This window comes from Modestobacter versicolor (assembly GCF_014195485.1).
GTDB lineage: Bacteria > Actinomycetota > Actinomycetes > Mycobacteriales > Geodermatophilaceae > Modestobacter > Modestobacter versicolor.
On record NZ_JACIBU010000001.1, the window covers coordinates 14,077 to 34,574 of the forward strand.

General features: G+C 76.4%; 18 protein-coding genes. 11 read left to right on the forward strand and 7 right to left on the reverse strand.

Features of this window, described 5'->3' with window-relative positions; all coding sequences use genetic code 11:
* The first annotated feature begins 38 nt into the window (after positions 1-38).
* Complete coding sequence (locus FHX36_RS00060) at positions 39-1,358, forward strand: MFS transporter (protein ID WP_110552631.1); 1,320 nt, start codon at positions 39-41, stop codon at positions 1,356-1,358.
* Between the two features lie 82 nt (positions 1,359-1,440).
* Here FHX36_RS00060 and FHX36_RS23715 read toward each other — a convergent pair whose 3' ends face one another.
* Both FHX36_RS23715 and FHX36_RS00070 read right to left on the reverse strand, forming a co-directional pair.
* Complete coding sequence (locus FHX36_RS23715) at positions 1,441-3,048, reverse strand: GMC family oxidoreductase (RefSeq protein ID WP_110552630.1); 1,608 nt, start codon at positions 3,046-3,048, stop codon at positions 1,441-1,443.
* On the reverse strand, positions 3,045-4,583 hold the full coding sequence (locus FHX36_RS00070) for an aldehyde dehydrogenase family protein (RefSeq protein ID WP_110552629.1): 1,539 nt from the start codon (positions 4,581-4,583) through the stop codon (positions 3,045-3,047). The genes FHX36_RS23715 and FHX36_RS00070 overlap by 4 nt, the downstream gene beginning before the upstream one ends.
* 139 nt (positions 4,584-4,722) lie before the next feature.
* Between FHX36_RS00070 and FHX36_RS00075 the strand changes: the two genes are divergently transcribed.
* The 3 genes from FHX36_RS00075 to FHX36_RS00085 are packed head-to-tail and all read left to right on the forward strand — an operon-like array spanning position 4,723 to position 7,762.
* Positions 4,723-5,637, forward strand: a complete 915-nt coding sequence (locus FHX36_RS00075; protein WP_110552628.1) for an SDR family NAD(P)-dependent oxidoreductase — start codon at positions 4,723-4,725, stop codon at positions 5,635-5,637.
* Positions 5,634-7,301: an AMP-binding protein gene (locus FHX36_RS00080; RefSeq protein WP_110552627.1), complete on the forward strand. Its 1,668-nt coding sequence runs from the start codon at positions 5,634-5,636 to the stop codon at positions 7,299-7,301. Before FHX36_RS00075 ends, FHX36_RS00080 begins: the two co-directional genes overlap by 4 nt.
* Positions 7,298-7,762 carry a MaoC family dehydratase gene (locus FHX36_RS00085; RefSeq protein WP_110552626.1) on the forward strand — a complete coding sequence of 155 codons (465 nt, stop codon included), beginning with the start codon at positions 7,298-7,300 and terminating at the stop codon, positions 7,760-7,762. Before FHX36_RS00080 ends, FHX36_RS00085 begins: the two co-directional genes overlap by 4 nt.
* A gap of 4 nt (positions 7,763-7,766) precedes the next feature.
* On the opposite strand, the gene FHX36_RS00090 is transcribed toward FHX36_RS00085, so the two are convergent.
* Complete coding sequence (locus FHX36_RS00090) at positions 7,767-8,546, reverse strand: alpha/beta fold hydrolase (protein WP_181428799.1); 780 nt, start codon at positions 8,544-8,546, stop codon at positions 7,767-7,769.
* An 82-nt stretch (positions 8,547-8,628) separates the two neighbouring features.
* Between FHX36_RS00090 and FHX36_RS00095 the strand changes: the two genes are divergently transcribed.
* Positions 8,629-11,574: a sacsin N-terminal ATP-binding-like domain-containing protein gene (locus FHX36_RS00095; RefSeq protein ID WP_183513405.1), complete on the forward strand. Its 2,946-nt coding sequence runs from the start codon at positions 8,629-8,631 to the stop codon at positions 11,572-11,574.
* Positions 11,575-11,729: 155 nt separating this feature from the next.
* Here FHX36_RS00095 and FHX36_RS00100 read toward each other — a convergent pair whose 3' ends face one another.
* Together FHX36_RS00100 and FHX36_RS00105 are read right to left on the reverse strand one after the other, a co-directional pair.
* Entirely contained in the window at positions 11,730-12,110 is a 381-nt protein-coding gene (locus FHX36_RS00100; protein ID WP_110554036.1) for a hypothetical protein, read from the reverse strand.
* 224 nt (positions 12,111-12,334) lie between these two features.
* Positions 12,335-12,622 carry a hypothetical protein gene (locus FHX36_RS00105; protein ID WP_110554035.1) on the reverse strand — a complete coding sequence of 96 codons (288 nt, stop codon included), beginning with the start codon at positions 12,620-12,622 and terminating at the stop codon, positions 12,335-12,337.
* A gap of 54 nt (positions 12,623-12,676) precedes the next feature.
* Here FHX36_RS00105 and FHX36_RS00110 point away from each other — a divergent pair, with 54 nt between their 5' ends.
* From FHX36_RS00110 to FHX36_RS00120, 3 genes are all read left to right on the forward strand, one after another.
* Positions 12,677-13,801: a 5-methyltetrahydropteroyltriglutamate--homocysteine S-methyltransferase gene (locus tag FHX36_RS00110; protein ID WP_110554034.1), complete on the forward strand. Its 1,125-nt coding sequence runs from the start codon at positions 12,677-12,679 to the stop codon at positions 13,799-13,801.
* Between the two features lie 190 nt (positions 13,802-13,991).
* Complete coding sequence (locus FHX36_RS00115) at positions 13,992-14,342, forward strand: STAS domain-containing protein (protein ID WP_110554033.1); 351 nt, start codon at positions 13,992-13,994, stop codon at positions 14,340-14,342.
* A 22-nt stretch (positions 14,343-14,364) separates the two neighbouring features.
* Entirely contained in the window at positions 14,365-15,288 is a 924-nt protein-coding gene (locus tag FHX36_RS00120; RefSeq protein ID WP_183513406.1) for an alpha/beta hydrolase, read from the forward strand.
* Positions 15,289-15,352: 64 nt separating this feature from the next.
* On the opposite strand, the gene FHX36_RS00125 is transcribed toward FHX36_RS00120, so the two are convergent.
* Positions 15,353-16,216 (reverse strand): DUF1206 domain-containing protein, encoded by an 864-nt coding sequence (locus FHX36_RS00125; RefSeq protein ID WP_110554269.1) that lies wholly within the window; start codon positions 16,214-16,216, stop codon positions 15,353-15,355.
* Positions 16,217-16,256: 40 nt separating this feature from the next.
* Positions 16,257-17,093: a DUF1206 domain-containing protein gene (locus FHX36_RS00130; RefSeq protein ID WP_110554268.1), complete on the reverse strand. Its 837-nt coding sequence runs from the start codon at positions 17,091-17,093 to the stop codon at positions 16,257-16,259.
* A gap of 128 nt (positions 17,094-17,221) precedes the next feature.
* Between FHX36_RS00130 and FHX36_RS00135 the strand changes: the two genes are divergently transcribed.
* The 3 genes from FHX36_RS00135 (at position 17,222) to FHX36_RS00145 (ending at position 20,468) form a co-directional block, all read left to right on the forward strand.
* The gene (locus tag FHX36_RS00135) at positions 17,222-17,860 is read left to right on the forward strand and encodes a hypothetical protein (RefSeq protein ID WP_183513407.1); all 639 of its coding nucleotides are present in this window, start codon (positions 17,222-17,224) and stop codon (positions 17,858-17,860) included.
* 377 nt (positions 17,861-18,237) lie between these two features.
* Positions 18,238-18,912 carry a phosphodiesterase gene (locus FHX36_RS00140; RefSeq protein ID WP_110551653.1) on the forward strand — a complete coding sequence of 225 codons (675 nt, stop codon included), beginning with the start codon at positions 18,238-18,240 and terminating at the stop codon, positions 18,910-18,912.
* Positions 18,909-20,468: an SIR2 family NAD-dependent protein deacylase gene (locus FHX36_RS00145; RefSeq protein WP_110551652.1), complete on the forward strand. Its 1,560-nt coding sequence runs from the start codon at positions 18,909-18,911 to the stop codon at positions 20,466-20,468. The genes FHX36_RS00140 and FHX36_RS00145 overlap by 4 nt, the downstream gene beginning before the upstream one ends.
* Positions 20,469-20,498 lie beyond the last annotated feature (30 nt).

Below are 20,498 nucleotides of genomic sequence, written 5' to 3' on the forward strand. Positions count from 1 at the left end.
CTGGCTCGGCCGTCGTCCGGCCGGGAGCATCTCCTGCCGTGACCACCGTCCTGCCGCCCCGCACCCACCGGGTGCACCCCGCCTGGTGGGTCGCCGGGGTGACCTTCGTGGCGCTGATCGGTGCCGCTGCCTTCCGCGCCGTGCCCGGGGTGCTCATCGACCCGCTGCACGAGGAGTTCGGCTGGTCGCTGTCGACCATCTCCGCCGCCGTCGCGATCAACCTGGCCCTCTACGGGCTCACCGCGCCGTTCGCCGCGGCGCTGATGGACCGGTTCGGCATCCGCCGCGTGGTGGTGACAGCGCTGCTGGTCGTCGCGGCCGGCAGCGGGGCGACGGTGTTCATGACGGCGAGCTGGCAGCTCATCCTCTGCTGGGGCGTGCTGGTCGGCCTGGGCACCGGCTCGATGGCCCTCTCGCTGGTCGCGACGGTGACCGGCCGCTGGTTCGTCGAGCGGCGCGGGCTGGTCTCCGGCGTGCTCACCGCGGCGGGGGCCACCGGTCAGCTGGTGTTCCTCCCGGTCGTGGCGGTGGTGGACGAGCGCTGGGGCTGGCGCCCGGCGGCGCTGGGCACCGCGGCGGCGGCGCTCGCCGTCGTGCCCTTCGTGGTGTGGCTGCTCCGCGACCGGCCGCGCGACCTCGGGGTCGCGCCCTACGGCGGGACGGCGGCCGACGACGTCGACCCGGTCGGCGGGAACCCTGCGCGGACGGCGCTGCGCGGGCTGGCCGACGCGGTGCGGACCCGGCCGTTCTGGCTGCTGGCCGGCGGGTTCCTGATCTGCGGGGCCTCGACCAACGGGCTGGTGCAGCCGCACTTCATCCCCGCCGCGCACGACCACGGCATGCCGGTGACCACCGCCGCTGGGCTGCTCGCCGTGGTCGGCGTCTTCGACGTCGCCGGCACGATCTTCTCCGGCTGGCTCACCGACCGGGTCGACCCCCGGCTGCTGCTGCTGGCCTACTACGGGCTGCGCGGGATGTCGCTGTTCCTGCTGCCGCAGCTGTTCGGCACCGACGTGCAGGCGTCGATGATCGCGTTCATCGTCTTCTACGGCCTGGACTGGGTGGCGACCGTGCCGCCCACGCTGGCGCTGTGCCGGCAGTACTTCGGCTCGCGGGCGCCGGTGGTCTTCGGCTGGGTGTTCGCCGCGCACCAGGTCGGCGCCGCGATCGCCGCGTTCGGCGCCGGCGTGGTCCGCGACGTCACCGGCTCCTACGACGGCGCCTGGTACGCCGCCGCGGCGCTGTGCCTGGTGGCGGCGGCGCTGTCCATCTCCATCCGCCGCGCCCCGGCGTCGGTCACCGGGACCACGTTGCCGGTCGAGCCCGTCCCCGCCGCCGCCGACCAGGCCCACGGCTGACGGCCCCTCCTGCGGTTTCGCGCGAACAAGTACGCGTGCTTGGACGCGCGAAACCGCGCAGGGCCGCGGGAGGTGGAGCGCGCTAGGCCGGGACGGTGGTGGTCCGGGCGCCGAGCTCGGCCTTGACCAGGTCGGACGCGCGCTCGGCGATCATGATCGTCGGGGCGTTCGTGTTGCCCCGCACCAACGTCGGCATCACCGAGGCGTCGACGACCCGCAGCCCTGCGATGCCGTGCACCCGGAGCTGCGGGTCGACGACCGCCTGGTCGTCGGTGCCCATCCGGCAGGAGCCGACCGGGTGGTACAGCGACTCCAGCGTCTCCCGGGCCTTCGCCCCCAGCGCTGCGCGGCCGCGCACGGTGCCGCCCGGTGACCACTCGTCGGCGAGCACCCGGGCCAGCGGGCCGACCGAGGCGATGTCCCGGGCGCGCTCCATCCCGGTCACCAGCGCCTCGAGGTCGCGGGGGTCGGTGAGGTAGCCGGCGTCGATGGACGGCGCCCAGGTCGGGTCGGCCGAGCGCAGCCGCACCGAGCCGCGGGAGTGCACGTGCACCAGCACGGTCGCGGCGGTGAACGCGTCGACGTCGGGGTCGACCTCCGCCTGCCGCCAGAACTTGACCGGCAGGAAGTGGTGCTGCAGGTCGGGCTCGGCGAGCGAGGCGTCGCTGCGGGTGAACAGCCCGGCCTCGGCGAGGTTGGAGGTCAGCGGCCCGCGGCGGGCGCCGAACCACTGCGCGTACCCCGACGGCGACTCTGCCCGGAACAGCGACCGCCCCGACCGGACGTGCCAGATGGTGGGCACCAGCGGGTGGTCCTGCAGCCCGCCGCCGACCCCGGGCAGGTCGTGGACGACGTCGACGCCCACCGAGCGCAGGTGGTCGGCCGGCCCGATGCCCGAGAGCATCAGCAGCTGCGGGGAGTTGATCGCCCCGCTGGCCAGCACCACCTCGGCGCCGGCGTGCGCGGTCCGCCGCCGTCCGCCGTGCAGGTACTCCACGCCGGTCGCCCGGCCGGCCTCGACCAGCACCCGGGTGACCTGGGCGCCGGTGCGCACGGTGAGGTTCGGCCGGTCCAGCACGGGCTTCAGGTAGGCGTCGGCGGCCGACCAGCGGCGTCCCCGCTTCTGGGTGACCTGGTAGGTGCCCACGCCCTCCTGCCGTGCCCCGTTGAAGTCGCGGTTGCGGGGGTGGCCGGCGGCCACGGCGGAGTCGACGACGGCGGTCGTCCAGCGGTGCGGGGAGCGCAGGTCCTCCACCCGCAGCGGGCCACCGGTGCCGTGGAACTCGTCGGCGCCGCGGGAGTTGTCCTCGCCGCGGCGGAACAGCGGCAGCACCTCGGCGTAGGACCACGCGGGGTCGCCGGTGAGCTCGGCCCACTCGTCGTAGTCGGCTGCCGCACCGCGGACGTAGATCATCGCGTTGATCGACGACGAGCCGCCCAGCAGCTTGCCCCGCGGCCAGAACAGCTCCCGGCCGCCCAGCCCCGGCTGCGGGTCGGTGGCGTAGTTCCAGTCCCGCCGGGTGCGCCAGACCTTGTACAGCGCCGCCGGGACCTGCACCTCCAGGACGTCGTCGCTGCCGCCGGCCTCCAGCACCAGCACCCGCAGCGCGGGGTCCTCGGTCAGCCGGCCGGCCAGCGTGCAGCCGGCCGAGCCCGCGCCGACGACGACGACGTCGAACTCGTCGCTCACCGGTGCCGGCCGTGCAGCAGGCCGGTGACCCGGGCCAGCGCGTCGAAGGCGGCGGCGGGGCGGCTGAAGCTGAGCAGGTCGACCGGCAGCGGGAAGCGCTGGCGGGTGATGGCCTTGGCCCGGGAGAACTCGCGCAGGCCGTCCTCGCCGTGGATCCGGCCGAAGCCGCTCTCGCCGACCCCGCCGAAGGGCAGCGCGGGCACCGAGGCGAAGGTCAGCACCGAGTTGATCGCGGTCATCCCGCTGCGCATCCGGCGGGCGAGGTCCATGGCCCTCGCCGTCGAGCCGCTGAACACCGAGCCGCCCAGCCCCATCGAGCTGGCGTTCGCCCGGGTCAGGCCCTCCTCGGCGTCGGCGACCCGGGTGATGGTCAGCGTCGGGCCGAAGGTCTCCTCGCGCACGGCCGCCGAGCTCTCCGGCACGTCGAGCAGCACGGTCGGGGCGACGTAGCCGCCGTCCACCGTGCCGCCGGCCGCGAGGGTGCCACCGGCGGCGACCGCGTCGGCCACGTGCCGCCGGACGACGTCGGTCTGGGACGCCATCGTCATCGGGCCGTAGGTGGCGCGCTCGTGCGAGCCGGGGTCGAGGTCGCCGACCCGGCGGGTGACCTCGCTGACGAACCGGTCGTAGACGGCGCTGGTCGCGTAGACGCGCTCGATGCCGATGCAGGTCTGCCCGGCGTTGCTCATCGCGCCCCACACGGCGGCGTCGGCGGCGGCGACCACGTCGGCGTCGTCGTCGACGATCATCGCGTCCTTGCCGCCGAGCTCCATGAGCACCGGGGTGAGCGTCTCCGCGCAGGTGGCCATCACCTTCCGGCCGGTCGCGGCGGAGCCGGTGAAGGCCAGCTTGCCCACGCCGGCCCGGCACAGCGCGGCGCCCGTCTCGCCGTACCCGGTGACCAGCTGGAAGGCGTCGGCGACGTCGGGGACGGCGGCCCGCCACGCCGCGGCCAGCCAGGCGCCGACGGCGGGGGTGAACTCGCTGGGCTTGAAGACGACGGCGTTGCCGGCGGCCAGCGCGTAGGCGATCGAGCCCATCGGCGTGAACACCGGGTAGTTCCACGGGCCGATCACGCCGACCACGCCGAGCGGCTGGTACTCCAGGTACGCGGCCTGGTTGGCGGCCAGCAGCCCCGGCCGCACCCGCCTCGGGCCGAGCGTCCTCGGCGCGTGCGCCGCCGCCCAGGCGAGGTGGTCGATGGCCAGGGTGATCTCGAGGATGGCGTCGTCGTGCGGCTTGCCGTTCTCCCGGTGCACCAGGTCGGCGAGCTCGTGCACGCGCCGGGCCAGGTACCCGCGGAAGGCGGCCAGCCGCAGCCGCCGCTCGGCGAACCCGAGGGCGGCCCAGCGCTCGGCCGCCGCGCGGGCCTGCTCGACGGTCTCCCGGACGGCGTCGGCGTCGTGCACGGGGAAGACCCCCACGACCGCGCCGGTGGCCGGGTTGGTCGACTCGAAGGTGCCCGCCGTGCCGTGGCGGTCCACGGTCCCGGCGGTGGTGCCCGAGACGCTGTCCAACTCCTCGCTGAGCGGCATGTGCCGCAGGTTACCCACCGGTAGCCGGGCGGCGCGACGCGCAGGGCCTTCCGTGGGGCGGATGCGGTCGTTGCGCTCGCGTGGCGCGCGTCACCAGCATCGGGGCGTCGGCCCGCGCGGGCCGCGCAGAGGAGCGTTCATGGACTTGTCGGGCAAGGTCGCCGTCGTCACCGGAGCCGGTCGTGGTCTCGGCCGCGCCTACGCGCAGGCCCTGGCCCGGGCCGGCGCCGCGGTCGTGGTCAACGACCTCGACCTCGAGGTGGCCCAGGAGGTGGTGGCCGAGATCGTCGCCGCCGGTGGCTCCGCGGTGGCCGAGGGCTCGGCGATGGGCTCGACGGAGGGCGCCGACGCGGTGGTCGGAAAGGCCGTGGCCGAGTTCGGCCGGCTCGACGTCATGGTCACCAACGCCGGGGTGCTGCGCGACCGCACGCTGCTGAAGATGGCCGACGAGGACTTCGACGTGGTGGTGCAGACCCACCTGCGCGGCACCTTCACCTGCGGCCGCGCCGCCGCCCGGCAGTTCAAGGAGCAGGGCGGCAACGGGCGGCTGATCCTGATCGGGTCGCCGGCCGGGCAGCGGGCCAGCTTCGGGCAGACCGGCTACACCGCGTCCAAGGCCGGCATCATCGGGTTGGTGCGCACCTGGGCCGCCGAGCTCGAGCGCAGCGGCACCACGGTCAACGGCGTCATCCCGGTCGCGCTCACCCGGATGGCCGCCACCATCCCGGGGATGGCCGAGCTGGTCGAGCTCGCCGACCGCGGCGAGCCGATCCCCGCCGACGTCCGGCAGGGCGGTCTGGGCACCGCCGACGACGTCGCCGGCCTCGTGGTGTTCCTCGCCTCCGACGCGGCCGCCGGGATCACCGGGCAGGCCATCGGCGCCGGTGGCGACCGGATCGCGATCTGGTCGCACCCCAAGGAGGTGGCGGCCGAGCTGCGGGACGGCGGCTGGGACGCCGACGCGCTGGCCGAGGCCTTCTCCGGCGGCGTCTTCTCCGGGCAGTTGCAGGAGTGGCGGTCCACGACCGCCCCGGGTGCCCCGGCGTCGAAGTGAAGGAGAGCTTCGCGACCGTCCTGGAGACGATCGCCGACGCGCGGGCGCAGCGGGTCGCGGTCAGCCACGGCGACGTCGACCGCACCTGGGCGGAGCTCGACGAGCGCGCCTCCCGGCTCGCCGGCTTCCTGACCGCGGCCGGTGTCGGGCACGACGACCGGGTGGCCATCGGCCTCTACAACGGCGTCGAGTACATCGAGGTGGTCTTCGCCATCCTCAAGGTGCGCGCGGTGCCGGTGAACGTGAACTACCGCTACCGCCGCGAGGAGCTCGTCGGGTTGCTGTCGGACTCCGGCGCGGTGGCGATCGTCTACGACTCCTCGATGGCCGACCGGCTGGGCGAGGCCCGCGCGGACCTGCCCCGGTTGACCACGGCCGTGCAGGTCGGCTCCGAGGTCGAGGTGCCCGGGTGGGCCACCGCGTGGGACGACGCCCTGCGCACCGACCCGGCACCGCGGATCGAGCGCGGCGACGACGGGTGGGTGATGTACACCGGCGGCACGACCGGCCGGCCCAAGGGCGTGTGGGCGCCGCACTCGTGGCTGTTCCGGACCGTGTGCAGCAACGGCTACCTGCTGCTCGGCGAGCCCGTCCCGGAGAGCCTGGACGAGCTGCGCGACGCGCTGCACCGGATCGGGCTCGACCGCGACTCGATGGTCTGCCTGCCGGCGCCGCCGCTGATGCACGGCACCGGCATGTACACCTCGCTGGGGGCGCTGGTCTCCGGTGGCCGGGTGGTCTACCTGGCCTCCCGGCGCTACGACCCCGACGAGCTGGCCGCGACCATCGCCCGGCAGCAGGTCACCGTGGTCTCCGTGGTCGGCGACGTGTTCGCCCGCCCGCTGGCCGACGCGCTCGACCGCGCCGAGGCCGAGGGGCGGCCCTACGACCTGAGCAGCCTGACCCGGATGCTGAGCGTGGGCGTGACCTGGAGCGCCGACGTGAAGCAGCGGCTGCTGCACCACGCCGACATCGTCATCCGCGACTCGGTGGCGGCGTCGGAGGGTGGCCCGTTCGCCATCGCCGAGACCCGGCGCGGCGACGAGGTGGTGACCGCCCGGTTCCGGCTGGCGCCGGGCGCGCGGATCGTCGACGAGGAGGGCCGGGACGTCGTGCCCGGTTCGGGCCAGGTCGGGATGCTCGCGGCCCCCGCCGTGGACGGCATCGGCTACGCCGGCGACGACGCCGCCACCGCCGCCGTCTTCAAGCACTTCGACGGCCGGCGCTGGGTGGTGCCCGGGGACATGGCCAGCCTGGACGCCGACGGCACCGTCGTCTTCCAGGGCCGCGGCAGCCGGGTGATCAACACCGGCGGCGAGAAGGTGTTCGCCGAGGAGGTCGAGCAGGTGCTGCTCACCCACCCCGCGGTCCGCGACGCGATGGTCGTCGGCACCCCCGACGAGCGCTGGGGCTCCCGCATCGTCGCCGTCGTCTCGCTGCACCCCGGTGCCACGCTGACCACCGAGGAGGCCCGCGAGTTCGTCGGCGAGCGGCTGGCCGACCACAAGCGCCCGCGCGACCTCGTCATCTCCGAGCAGCTGCAGCGCAGCCCCTCGGGCAAGGCCGACCTGGCATGGGCCAAGCTGGTCGCCACCGGGTCGCCCGACCCCAGCACCGACCGGCAGCAGCCGCCGCTGGTCGCCACCGACCAGGAGGTCCGATGACCACCCCGCTCACCGTCGACGGAGTCGAGGGCGCCAAGACGCTCACCGGCCAGCAGCTCGGGCCCACCGACTGGGTGGAGATCACCCAGGAGCAGGTCAACCAGTTCGCCGAGGCCACCGGTGACCACCAGTGGATCCACGTGGACGTGGAGCGGGCGAAGAAGGAGAGCCCGTTCGGCGGCCCGATCGCGCACGGCTACCTGACGCTGTCGCTGGTGCCGCGGTTCATGCCGCAGCTGATGAAGATCACCGGCTTCGGGATGGGCGTCAACTACGGCACCGACAAGGTGCGCTTCCCCTCGCCGGTGCCGGTGGGCAGCAAGCTGCGCGCCTCAGCGGTGATCGACTCGGTGACCGACGTCGCCGGCGGCATCCAGCTGCAGACCACGATGACCTTCGAGGTCGAGGGCTCGACCAAGCCGGCCTGCGTCGCGGTGATCCTGGTGCGCCAGTACCTCTGACCCGTCAGCGCGCGCGCTCCACCCGGGTGAGCCACTCGGCGACGAGCGCGCGCAGCAGGTCGGGCTGCTCGTGCGGCAGGGCGTGGCCGGCGTCGTCGACCACCGCGAGCGAGGCGTGCGGGTGGGCGCCGAGCAGGTCGACGGCGGCGGCGTACCCGACCGTCGAGTCTGACCGGCCGGCCACGACCAGCATCGGCCCCGGGTACGGCGGCGCCCCGCCGTCGGTGAGCTCCCACCGCTCGCCGATCCGCGCCATGGCGGCCTGGTCGACGAGCCCGGCCGCCGGGGCGACGTACCGCTCGTACCGGTCGAGCATCTCCGGGGTCTGCTGCACGAAGTAGCCGCGGAAGACGTCGTCCCCGAGCTGCCCCGCCCCGGTGACAACGCGGTGCTCCGGGACGTCGCGGACGCCGGGCAGCAGCGGGCAGACCAGCGCCAGGCCGGCCACCCGCGCCGGGCGCCGCGCGGCCATCGCCCGGGCGAAGTAGCCGCCCGCCGAGTGGCCGACCAGCAGGTACGGCGCCCCGGCCGAGACCTCCTCGGCGAAGGCGAGCAGCATGGCCAGCACGTCGTCGGAGCTGCGCAGCGACCCCGGGGCCGGGGTGCGGCCCATCCCGGGGAGGTCGGGGTAGACCCGCCGCAGCCCGGCCGTGCCGGCGAACGCGGGCTCGAAGCAGGCCTCGACCTCCCGGTGGTCGACGTCCGCGCCGTGCAGCACCAGCACCGGCCGGCCGGACCCGTGCTCCACCGCGTGCACCAGCACCTCGCCCGCCTGGACCTCCACCGCGCCAACCAACCGCACCGGCGGCGCCCGGGCAACGGGTTCGGCGGCGGCGTCCCGGGCGGGTGTCCGGCATGCTGCGCAGGTGCCCGACCCCGCCGAGCTGCGCCGCCGCGTGCTGGCCGCCTGGACCGACTCCCCGGCCCGCTTCCGCGAGGACGCCAACGCCGAGGAGGACCTGGTCCGCGGCGGCTACCGCGACCGGCTGCTGGTCGAGCTGGCGCAGAACGCCGCCGACGCCGCCGCCCGGGTCGGCCTGCCCGGGCACCTGCGGCTCGAGCTGGACGGCGGCACCCTCCGCGCGGCCAACACCGGCGCCCCGCTGGACGACGACGGGGTGCAGGCGCTCGCCACCCTCCGCGCCTCGGCCAAGCGCGGCGCCGACGGCAGCGTCGGCCGGTTCGGCGTCGGCTTCGCCGCCGTCCTGACCGTCAGCGACGCACCCGCCGTCCTCTCCACCGACCGCTGCGTCCGGTTCAGCGCCGACGAGAGCCGCGCCGCCCTCGCGGGGGTGCCGGCCCTCGCCGACGAGCTGGCCCGCCGGGACGGCGCCGTCCCGGTCCTCCGGCTGCCCTTCGACGTCGACGGCCGCCCGGCCGACGGGTTCGCCACCGAGGTCGTGCTGCCGCTGCGGCCGGGTGCCGGGGAGCAGGTCAGGGCCGCGCTCGCCGGCCTGGACGCCGAGCTGCTGCTCGCGCTGCCCGCGCTGGCCCGGATCGACGTCGTCCTGGACGGCGCCACCCGGACGCTCAGCGCACACGCGCGGGGAGCGGACGTGGTGCTCGGCGACGGCGACCGGACGACGACCTGGCGGGTCGCCCAGCGCACCGGGGAGCTGCCCGCGGCGCTGGTGGCCGACCGGCCGGTCGAGGAGCGGGACCGCCGCGGCTACACCGTCACCTGGGCGGTCCCCGTGGACGGCGACCGGCCCCGCCCGCTCCCGGGCCGCCAGGTGCTGCACGCCCCGACGCCCAGCGACGAGCCGCTGTCGCTGCCGGCCCGGCTGGTCGCCCCGTTCCCGCTGGGCCCCGATCGCCGGCACGTCGCCCCCGGCCCGGTCACCGACGCGCTGGTCGAGGTCGCCGCCGACGGGTACGCGCAGCTGCTGGCCGACCTGCCGCCCGACCCGGCGCTGCTGCAGCTCGTGCCGCGCACCGGGCTGGCCGCCGCCGAGCTGGACGCCGCGCTCTGCCGCGCGGTGCTGGCCCGGCTGCGCGGGTCGGCGTGGCTGCCCGCCGCCGACCCCGAGGAGCCGGCGTTGCGCCCCGACCGCGCGGTCGCGCTCGACGACCCGACCGAGGAGCGGGTCGCCGCCCTCGTCGGTGCGCTGCCGGGGCTGCTGCCGGCCGCGTGGTCGCGCCGCTCGGACGCCGCGGTGCTCAGCGCGCTCGGCGTCCGCCGGGCCGGGCTGGCCGACGTGGTCGAGGCCGTGCGGGGCGTGCAGCGGCCGGGGGAGTGGTGGGCCGCGCTCTACACCGCCCTGGACGGCGCCGACCGCGACGAGCTGGCCGCGCTGCCGGTGCCGCTGGCCGACGGCCGGACGGCGCAGAGCCCGGCCGGGGTGCTGCTGGCCGACGCCACCCTCCCGGCGGAACGGCTGGCCCCGCTCGGCCTGCGGATCGGGCAGCCGGCGGCGGTCGGCGGGGCAGCGCACCGGGTGCTCGAGCGGTTGGGCGCCCGCCCGGCGACGGCCGCCGCGGTGCTCGCCGACCCCGACGTCCGGGCCGCCGTGGAGAGCTCGCTGGACCGGGCGGACGACGGCGAGGACGTCGAGCCGCTGGCGCTCGCCGTGCTGGCCCTGGTCGCCGCGGCCGGCCCGGCACCGGGCGAGCTGAGCTGGCTGGCCGAGCTGGCGCTGCCCGACGACGACGGCGGCTGGGCGCCGGCGGGGGAGCTGGTGCGCCCCGGCTCGCCGCTGGCCGACGTGCTCACCCCCGGGGCGCTCGGTGTCCTGGACCCCGAGTTCGCCCGGGCCCAGGACGTCGACGCGCTGCGGGCCGTCGGGGTGCTGGACACCTTCGCGCTGCTGACCGCCGAGGACCCCGACGAGCTGGACGTCGACCGGGTGGAGGAGTGGGTGGACGCCGTCCTGGACCGGCTGCCGGCCGACGCGCCCCCGCCGGTCTGGCCGCCGCTGACCGCCGTCCGGGACCTCGAGCTGGTCCGCGACTGGGACCGGGCGCTGCCGTTGCTCGCCGCGCTGCCCGCCGCGGCCCGGGGCGACGTCGACCTGGGCGGCACCGTCGTCCCCGGCTACCTGCGCTGGTGGCTGCGCACCTCGCCGGTGCTGCACGGCCGCCGCCCGGACCGGCTGCGGCACCCGGAGAGCACGGAGTTGCAGGGACTGTACGAAGCGGTGCCCGAGCTGCCCGACGACGTGCTCGAGCTGCTCCGGCCGCCGGCGACGGTCGCGGAGGTGCTGGCCGACGTCGAGGACGCGCTGGACCTGCTCGACCGGCTCGGAGACCCGGCGCGCACCTGCTCGCCCGCCGTGCTGCGCACCGTGCACGCGCAGCTCGCCGCCGCGCTGGAGGGGGTGGACGTCCAGCCACCGGACCGGGTGCGGGTCGGGCCGGCCGCGGTGAGCACGGACGCCGTCGTCCTGGACGCACCGTGGTTGCAGCCACTGGTCGACCAGCCCGTCGTGCCCGCCGGCGGCGCACCCGGCGCGGTGGCCGACCTGCTCGACCTTCCGCTGGCCAGCGAGCTGGCCGGCCGCGCCCGGGTGACCAGCCGGGCGGCCCGGACGGTGCCGTGGGCGGAGGTGCCCGGTGCCGGGCTGGCCGCCGCGCGGCTCGGGATGCCCGAGCTGACCGGGTCGGTCGCCGTCCACCCGTCGCTGACCGTCACCGGCGGCCGGACCGTGGCCTGGTGGCCGGGGGAGCCGGCCGCCGTGGACGGGTCACCCGCCGCGCTGGGCCGGGCACTGGCCTGGCGGGCCGGTGCCTGGCCGCTGCGGCAGGCGCTCGCCGAGGCGTTCGGCCACCCCCAGCGCGCCGCCGAGCTCGCCGCCGAGGACTCGGTGACCTGACGGTCGGCCCCCGTGCAGGGTCCCGCCCCGAGCTCGGTGAGGTGCCGGAGCGGCCCTCCTGCAGGGCCCCGCCGCGAGCTTGGTGAGGTGCTGGAACGGCCCCCTTGCAGGGGCCCGCCCCGAGCTTGCGAGGGACGGGGGGCAAGGGGGTCCTTCTAGAACCAGCGCGGGGCTGCCTGCGCGCCCGGTGCGTGACCGTGCCGGCTGTCCGCCCGCGGTCCGTGGCCGTTGCTCCGGCCGCTGGATCTCGGTGCCTGCTCGTGCGCCAGCCACGCCGTGTGCAGCGACAGCCAGTGCTCGGCGGTCAGCGCCGACGCCCGGGACATCGGGGAGATGCCCTCGGCGTGCAGCCACCGGACCCCGGCGGTGCCGGGGAGCTGGCTGCGCAACACCGCGCCGAGCGCGGGCTGCTTGGTGGCGCCGGGGGCGGACAGGACGGCGTGCACGAGCCGGTCGAATCCGGCGCGGTCGTCCTCGGCCAGCTGGGCGCGGGCCTGGGCGGCCGCGCCGTCGACGGCAGGGGTGGGTCGTGACACGGGGTGCCTCCGAGAGGGGGTGATGGGCGCCCGCGGCATCCGGCGGGCACGCCGGGGAACGGGGGAGGAGCGGTCACGGCCGGTCGGTCGAGGACCGGCGGACGGCGGGGCTGCGCGGCAGCGCCCGCGGATCAGCTCAGGAGGTGCGCAGCCGCAGCCGCAGCGAGGTGTCGCCCATGGCGAGGACCGTAGGGGGTCGGCCGGGGAGGCGTCGACCGGTTTTCTCAGGAGGCGTTCTCGCGGTTCTTGCGCGCCTGGTGCGCGGCCCAGCGGGCGGCGTCCTTCTCCCGGGCGGGGGCGTTCTTCTCCCACTTGGCCTTGCGCCGGCGGGCCCGCTCCAGCTCCCGGGCCTCGAAGTCGGGGTGGGTGTCCCAGCTGCTGGAGAGCTGGACGACCACGACCCCGATGGCACCGAAGATGAGCACGCACGCGCCGAGGACCGGGTCGGCCAGGAACGCCAGCACGGTGAGCAGCACCCAGCCGGCCCCGGCGACGACCGTCCGCTTCGACATGGCCGCCAGTATCCGCGTGTTCCCTGTGCGGCCTCCGCGGGGCATGCTCGGGGCATGCCCGACCTCTCCGGCCCACCGTTCCGCGCCGACCACGTCGGCAGCCTCCTCCGCCCGCAGGCGCTGCACGACGCCCGCGCCCGGCACGCCGCCGGCCGGCTGGACGACGCCGAGCTGCGCGGCATCGAGGACGAGGCGATCGTCGAGGCCGTCCGGCTGCAGGGCGACGTCGGCCTCGCGACGGCGACCGACGGCGAGTTCCGCCGCGCGACCTGGCACATGGACTTCATCTACGCGATCGGCGGCATCAGCAAGGTCGCCGGCGAGGGCCGCACGGTCCACTTCACCAACGCGGACGGGTCGATCGACTGGGCCCCGGCCGGGCTGCACGTCGACGGGCCGCTGTCGATCGACCAGCCGATCTTCGGCGCCGACTTCGACTTCCTGCAGTCGGTGGTCAGCGAGCAGCAGACGGCGAAGCTGACGATCCCCTCGCCCTCGATGGTCCACTACCGCGGCGGTGCGGCGGCGATCGACCCGGCGGTCTACCCGGACGAGGACTCCTTCTGGGACGCGCTGTCGGCGGCCTACCGCCAGCAGGTGCAGGGCATCGCCGCGCGGGGCTGCCGCTACCTGCAGCTCGACGACACCAGCCTGGCCTACCTCAACGACCCCGCGCAGCGGGCGGAGCTGGCCGGGCAGGGCCGGGACGCCGAGCACCAGCACGAGCGCTACATCCGCCAGATCAACGCCGCGCTGACCGACCGGCCCGAGGGGCTGACGGTCACCACGCACCTGTGCCGCGGCAACTTCCGCTCCTCGTGGGCCGCCGAGGGCGGGTACGACTTCGTCGCCGAGGCGCTGTTCGGCGGGCTGGACGTCGACGGGTTCTTCCTGGAGTTCGACGACGCCCGCTCGGGCACCTTCGAGCCGCTGCGGTTCGTGCCGCCGGGCAAGCGCGTCGTCCTCGGGCTGGTCACCACCAAGCGCCCGGACCTGGAGAGCAAGGACGACCTGAAGCGGCGCATCGACGAGGCGGCCGAGTTCGTGCCCCTGGAGCAGCTGGCGCTCTCCCCGCAGTGCGGGTTCAGCTCGACCGTCGAGGGCAACGCGCTGACCCGGGACGACCAGATCGCGAAGCTGGAGCTCGTGGTCGAGACCGCGCAGGAGGTCTGGGGCTGACACGCCCGCCACAGGGGTGTCGCGCACCCGGCGTGGCGGGGCCGCCACGCCGAGGACCCCTTGTGCACAACGGTTGCGGTCTCTAGCGTCTGTGTCGCGGTTCAACCACCAGCCGCGACCGAGTGCACGTCTGCTCGGCGCACGAGGTCGGGGTCGCTGCCCCGGCCACGACGGTCCGCCGGAGGTTCCCATGACCGCACTCCCCATCGACATCGACCCGACCCGCATCGACGTCCGCGCCGCGACGTCGTCCACGGGCACCACCGTCTCGGTGAGCGGCGAGGTCGACTCCACCACCGCCCCGGGCCTGCGCAACTGCCTGCTCGAGGTGCTCGCCCGGCCGGGTGAGACCACCGTCGAGGTCGACCTCCGCGAGGTCACCTTCCTCGACTCCGCCGGGCTCTCGGCCCTCGCGACCGCCCACCGGGCGGCCGTGGCCGCCGGCCGGGTGCTGCAGATGCGGTGCGGCACCACCCGCGCCGTCGTCCGCCCGCTGCAGATCACCGGGCTCTGGACCGTCTTCACCGTCCTCGACGACTGAGCGGCTGGGCCAGGACGGCCCGATGGACGACGTCCCACCGCAGTTGCACCCCGAGTTCGTCGCGCTGCTGCCCGAGCTCGCCGAGCTGACCACCCCGCCGGCTCGCGAGGTCGGCCTGGACCGCGCGCGCAGCCGGTTCGCCGCGCTGCTGGCCGCGGGCCTGGCCGGGGGGCCGGCGGTGGCGGTCGAGGAGCTGCCGGACGGCGGCCGGGTGCACCGCCCCGCCGATCCGCGCGGCGCCACCGTCGTCCTGCTGCACGGCGGGGGCTGGACCCTCGGCAGCGCGGCCGGGTACGACGGGCTGGCCCGGCGGCTGGCCGCCGGCATCCCGGCGGTCGTCGTCTCGGTCGAGTACCGCCGGGCACCCGAGCACCCCTTCCCGGCCGCCGTCGAGGACGCCGTGGCCGCCACCCGCTGGGCGCTGCAGAACGCGGCCGCGCTGGGTGGGGACCCGGCCCGGGTCGCCGTCGCGGGCGACAGCGGGGGCGGCAACCTGGCCGCGGTCGTCTGCCAGCAGCTGCGCGACCAGGGCGGCCCGCAGCCGGCCGCGCAGCTGCTGCTCTACCCCAACGTCGCCCGCGGTGCCGACCAGCCGTCGGTGCGCGCGTTCGGCCACCTGCCGTTCCTCTCGCTGTCGGACATGGCCTGGTACACCCGCGGCTACGTGCCGCGAGGCACCGACCTGGGCGACCCGCGGATCAGCCCGGCCGAGGGGGAGCTCTCCGGCCTGCCGCCGGCGCTGGTGGTCACCGCCGGGGTCGACCCGCTGCACGACTCGGGACGCGCCTACGCCGAGGCGCTGCGGGCGGCCGGCACCGACGCGGAGTGGCTGGACCTGGCCGGCCTGCCGCACGGGTTCGCCCACCTGGTGGCGCTCTCCCCGGTCGCCGCCGCAGCACTGGACCAGGTCCTCACCCGCTGCGCCGCCCTCCTGCACGGCACCTGACCCCGGAGATGGCCATCTCCGGGCCCCGCACGACCCCGGAGATGGTCATCGTCGGGGTCCTTGCTCAGCTGGCCGGGTCGCGGTCGGGGTAGCGGGCCCGCGCCAGGGCGTAGCACCCGAACAGCACGAACCCGGCGGCGACCGCGGTGAGCAGCCACTGCCCGGTCGGCACCGCGGCGATCACGTTCATCGCGCCGTCCAGCCCGGTCGCGGTCGACACGTCCTGGGTGGCCGCGGCGTACACCAGCAGCCCGCCGGACAGGCTGAACGCGATCCCCTTCGCCACGTAGCCCACCGACCCGACCCGCTCGATCAGCGGCTCCCAGCGGTCGGGCGCGGCGTCCAGGTCGACGTCCTTCATGAACCCGCCGGTGAACCCGCGCACCAGCACGTACAGCCCGACGGCGGTCACGCCCAGCCCGACGGCGACGACCAGCGCCGACCCGCCGGGGATCTCCAGCGTCTCGTCGGTGAGGTCGCGGAACCGTTCGGCGGCGTCGTACTCGGCGCCCGCGGCGAAGAACAGCGCGGTGACCCCGAGGACGGCGTAGACGGTGGCCTTGGCGGCGCACTTGACGCACACCACGGCCGCCCGGAGCCGGCGCTCGGGGGAGAGCAGACCGGTCCACCAGCGCAGCACCTCACCGGCCTGCCACAGCGCCAGCGCCAGCATGCCCAGCCCGATGACCCACAGCAGCACCCGGCCGCCGGGGGAGGAGGCGACCGTCTGCAGCGCACCGGTCTGGTCGGCGTCCTCGGTGGCCGGCTGGACGAACCAGGCGATCCGGAACGCCAGCCAGCCGATCAGCACGTGCAGGACGCCGTAGGCCACCAGCCCGACCCGGGCCAGGTGGGTGAGCACCGGGTGGTCGGTGACCTCGCGCGCCCGGGCGACGGCGTCGTGCAGGCGCTGCGGGACGACGTTCACCGGGCGATCGTGCCCGAGCGGCGCGGTGCCCGCGCGGTGGTCAGGTGCGCTGCGGGTAGCGGGCGCGGAAGAAGGCGAAGACGCCGAACGCGGCGATGCCGAGCGCGACCACGGTGAGCAGCGCCTTGCCGAACGGGGCGTCGAGCAGGGTGCGCAGCGCGCCGTCCAGCCCGCTGGCCTTCTCCGGGTCGAAGGTGACCGCCGCCCAGCCGACCAGCCCGCCGACCAGCGCCAGCGCGATCCCCTTGGCCGGGTAGCCGACCTGGCCGAGCCGCTCGATGAGCCGGCGCTCACCGGCCGAGGCCTGCGCGGTGTCGATCTCCTTGAGGAAGTGCTTCGTGAGGCCCTTGCGCACGTGGTAGGCGCCGACGCCGATCAGCACGAGGGCCGCGGCTCCCACGAGGAACCGCCCGCCCGGCCAGCCGAAGACGCCGGCCACGGTGTCCTGCTGCTGGCTGGAGCTGGACTGACCGCTGCCGGTGGCGAAGCGGAGCGCGGTGATCGCGAGGAAGACGTACACCGCGGCCTTGGCGACCGACTTCGCCGACCCGGTGACCGCCTTCTTCTTCCGCTCTCCCGAGCCGCGCAGCCCGGGCACCTGCCGGAAGAGCTCGGCGAGCTGCCACACCGCGAGGGCCAGCAGCCCGATGGCCAGCACCCACAGCAGCGGCTTGCCGAAGGGCTGCTCGGCCAGCGTGGCCATCGCACCGGACTGGTCGGCCGAGCCCCCGCCGCCGCCCCAGGCCAGCTGCAGCGCCAGCCAGGCGACCAGCAGGTGGACGATGCCGTAGGCGATCAGCCCGACCCGGGCCAGGGCCTCCAGACCGTCGCTGTCACCTGCCTGCCGGGCCGACGAGACCGTCCCCGAGGTGTCCATGACCCGCTCCTCCTGCCGCCGTGCGCTCGGCGATCGCCCCCCGTGGACGGATCAGCGTGGCACAGCGGACGCACTGCCGCCGGGGGAGCGCGCGCGGCGTCCGGCGCCGGATGGGGGACACTGGCGCCGTGACGAACGCCGTGACCGCCGGCCGGCTGGCCGGGACCCCTGCCGCCCCGCCCACGCCGCAGGAGGCCCGGACGACGTGGCCCCGGATGGCGGTCCTCGGTGCGGCCCTGCTCGCGCTCGGTGTGCTGGCGCTGACCTGGACCGACGGCGGCCCGCGGGTGCTGCTCGGCGCCCTGGGGCTCTTCGCGGTCGTGCGCGGCGTGGCCGTGCTGCGCGGGGTGCGGGCCGGCCTGGTCGAGCGGGCCGGTGCGGTCACCGGTGCCGGTGCCGTCTGGGTCGGTCTGGTGGCCGTCGGGCTGGCGCTGCTGTCGCTGACCGCGGCCAGCTGGGTCCTCGTCGTCGCCGTGGTCCTGGTGCTGCCGGTGCTCGCCGCCGCGCTGCCCGACCACCGCGGTCCGCTGCTGGCCGGTGCCGCGGTCGTCGCGCTGGCCGCGGTCGGGGTCGGCGTCCTCGGCGGGGTGGACGAACTGCTCGGCGCCGGTCGCACCGCCGCTGCGGTGCTCGCCGGCCTGCTCGGGCTGGCCAACCTGGCCGGCGCCGCCGGCATGGCCCGGATCGCCCGCCGGCCGGAGCCGGCCCCGGCGGCCGGGTGCGGCGGCTGCGCCTGCGGCGCGGGGGGCTGCGGCTCGCTGCGCTGACCCGCCGGTGCCCGACGGGCCCGCGGTGCCCGCCGTCCCCCAGTCGTACCCCGCAGGACACCTCCCCGTCATCCGACCGACCTAGCGTCGGTAGCGCGGCGGCCCGGTGATCCCGGGCGCGCCGGCGACGAGGCCGGGACCACCGGCCGGGCACGGAGGGACGGGACCCCATGAGCACCATCGAGAAGACCGTGTGGACCTGCGACAACTGCAGGCACACGAACGCCGTCGAGCGGAAGCGCTGCACCGACTGCGGCACCACGCGACACTGATCGACCGGCCCGCGACCGAGCGCAGCGGCGCGCCGGTCCGTGGGTGCCCGCACCGCCGGGCGACCCGATGGGTGACCTGAGCCCCGACGGGTAACGCCGCACCCCATGGCAGACCTCGCGGACGCCGCCGGCCGGGCGGTCGCCGTCCCGCTCGCCGCGCTCACCCGGGTACGCCGGGCCAAGCCGATGCACCCCCGCGGCGCGGTCTTCGGCGCCGTGCTCGAGCGGCACGGGCTCGGAGCCGGCCTCGGCTGGCTGGACGCCACCGGCACCGACGACGTGCTGGTCCGGCTCTCCCGCGGCGCCGGGCTGCCCGACCGCCTCCCCGACCTGCTGGGATTCGCGCTGCGGCTGCCCGGCGACCCCCCGGTCGACCTGCTGCTCTCCTCGTCCGGGCGCGGGCGGTGGACCCGCCGGGTGCCCGTCCTGCGCCGGGACGCCGCCACGCCCTACGGCTCGATCATGGCCTACCGCAGCGACGCCGGTCCGGTGTGGCTGGGCGCGGTGCCGCAGGGCGGTCCGCTGCCCTCGGACCGCGCCGGGCTGGCCGCCGAGGCGCCGGGCCGGGTGGTCCTGCTCTCCGCCGCCGTCGGCCGGGGCCCGTGGCAGCACGTCGGCACGCTCACCCTCGGCCCGCCGGCCGACCCGGTCGACCCGGACCTGCACTTCGACGCCGTGCTCCACGCCCCGCCCGGGCTGGTCACCGACGGGCCGATGGCGCGGTTCCGCCGGCCCGCCTACGCCGCGGCGCGCCGGGCCCGGGGGTCGGGAGAGCGGTGAACGGGCACGTCTTCGTCGTCGGCGCCGACCTCACCCGGCTGTCCTGCGACGACGTCCTGGTCCCGACCGACCGGTCGCTGCGGGTCACCGCCAGCTGGGTGCCGCTGCTGCCGGCGGAGGCGCTGGAGAGCGCCGACGACGACGGCGCCTGCGTGGCCGGTGCGTGGGCCGAGGGCGAGCGGGTGCGCGAGGTGCCCGGTTGCGGGTCCCGGCGGGCGTGGCTGGTGGACACCGTCGACCCTGCGGGGCAGGCGGACGACGACCGCGCCCTGGACTGGCTGCTCGACGGTGCCCGGGCAGCGCTGGCCGCCGTCGCTGCCCGGGAGGTCGCCGAGCCCGCCCACGGCCGCGCCCGCCGGCTGGTCGGGCTGCCCGCGCTGGGCACCGGCTGGGGCGGCGCCGCGGGCCAGCGGGGTGCCCTCCTGCAGCAGCTGCTGCCGGTGCTCCGGGAGGCCGCCGAGCAGCACGGCTACGACATCGCGCTGGTGCTCCGCCAGCCCAGCGACCTGGCCGCCGCGCAGCGGGTGCGGCGCGGCGCGGGCGGTGGCTGGGCGCTGACCGACGCGCTGCGCACCGTCGCGGAGGACCTGGGGGACCGGGCCCGGGCCGGGGAGCTGGCGGTGTTCCTCGGCGCCGGGGTGAGCGCCGCCGCGGGGCTGCCCACCTGGGAGGAGCTGCTCGCCGAGCTGGCCGCCCGCGCGGGCCTGGACGACGGGCTGCGGGCCGGGCTGTCCGGGCTCCCGCCGCAGGACGCCGCCGCGCTGCTCGCCCGGGCGCTCGGCCGCGACGAGCTCACCGCCTACGTGCAGGAACGGTTCGGGCCCGGCCCGTACTCGCTGGCGCACGCTCTGGTGGCCGGGCTGCCGGTGCGCGAGTTTGTGACCACCAACTACGACCCGCTGGTCGAGCTGGCCGCCGCCGACATCGGCCGGCCGTTGCGGGTGCTGCCCTTCGACGAGGCCGCTCCCGGCGCGCCCTGGCTGCTCAAGCTGCACGGCGACGCCGCCCACCCGGACAGCGTCGTGCTCACCCGCGAGCAGTACCTGGAGTTCGGCGACCACCGAAGCGCGCTGGCCGGGGTGCTGCAGTCGCTGCTGCTCACCCGGCACGTGCTCTTCGTCGGCACCTCGATGCTCGACGACGACCTGATCCGGATCGCCCACCAGGTGCGCACCGTGCTGCACGTCCCCGACACCGCGCAGCCCCGGCGCAGCGGCACCGTGCTCGCGCTGCGCGAGGACCCGGTGCGGGCCCGGCTGTGGGAGCGCGACGTGGAGACGGTGGCGATGACCGGCGCCGACGAGCTCCCCGACGTCCCGGCCGCGGAGGCTGCCCGGCGGCTGGAGGTGCTGCTGGACCTGGTCGGCTGCCTGTCCTCGCGGCCGACCGGCTACCTGCTCGACCCGGCGTACCGCGGCCTGCTCGACGCGGAGGAGACGGCGCTGTCCGACGCCCTGGGCGACGTCGCCGCGGCGCTGGGCGCGGGCTCGCCGCAGAGCTGGGCCGCCCAGGAGGTGCTGCGGCTGCTGCGCGAGCTCGGCCACGCCCCGGGCTGACCGGCGTCGCGCACCGTTTCCGCTCCGGCT

Bases quoted from the DNA above. Each gene is read 5' to 3' on its own strand.
- FHX36_RS00105 (WP_110554035.1), bottom strand. From the start codon at position 12,622: ATGTCGAAGCGGACGGTCGTCGCCGGGGCCGGCTGGGTGCTGCTCACC.
- FHX36_RS00130 (WP_110554268.1), bottom strand. From the start codon at position 17,093: ATGGACACCTCGGGGACGGTCTCGTCGGCCCGGCAGGCAGGTGACAGC.
- FHX36_RS00120 (WP_183513406.1), top strand. From the start codon at position 14,365: ATGGACGACGTCCCACCGCAGTTGCACCCCGAGTTCGTCGCGCTGCTG.
- FHX36_RS00110 (WP_110554034.1), top strand. From the start codon at position 12,677: ATGCCCGACCTCTCCGGCCCACCGTTCCGCGCCGACCACGTCGGCAGC.
- FHX36_RS00070 (WP_110552629.1), bottom strand. From the start codon at position 4,583: ATGCCGCTCAGCGAGGAGTTGGACAGCGTCTCGGGCACCACCGCCGGG.
- FHX36_RS00085 (WP_110552626.1), top strand. From the start codon at position 7,298: ATGACCACCCCGCTCACCGTCGACGGAGTCGAGGGCGCCAAGACGCTC.
- FHX36_RS00075 (WP_110552628.1), top strand. From the start codon at position 4,723: ATGGACTTGTCGGGCAAGGTCGCCGTCGTCACCGGAGCCGGTCGTGGT.
- FHX36_RS00140 (WP_110551653.1), top strand. From the start codon at position 18,238: ATGGCAGACCTCGCGGACGCCGCCGGCCGGGCGGTCGCCGTCCCGCTC.
- FHX36_RS00115 (WP_110554033.1), top strand. From the start codon at position 13,992: ATGACCGCACTCCCCATCGACATCGACCCGACCCGCATCGACGTCCGC.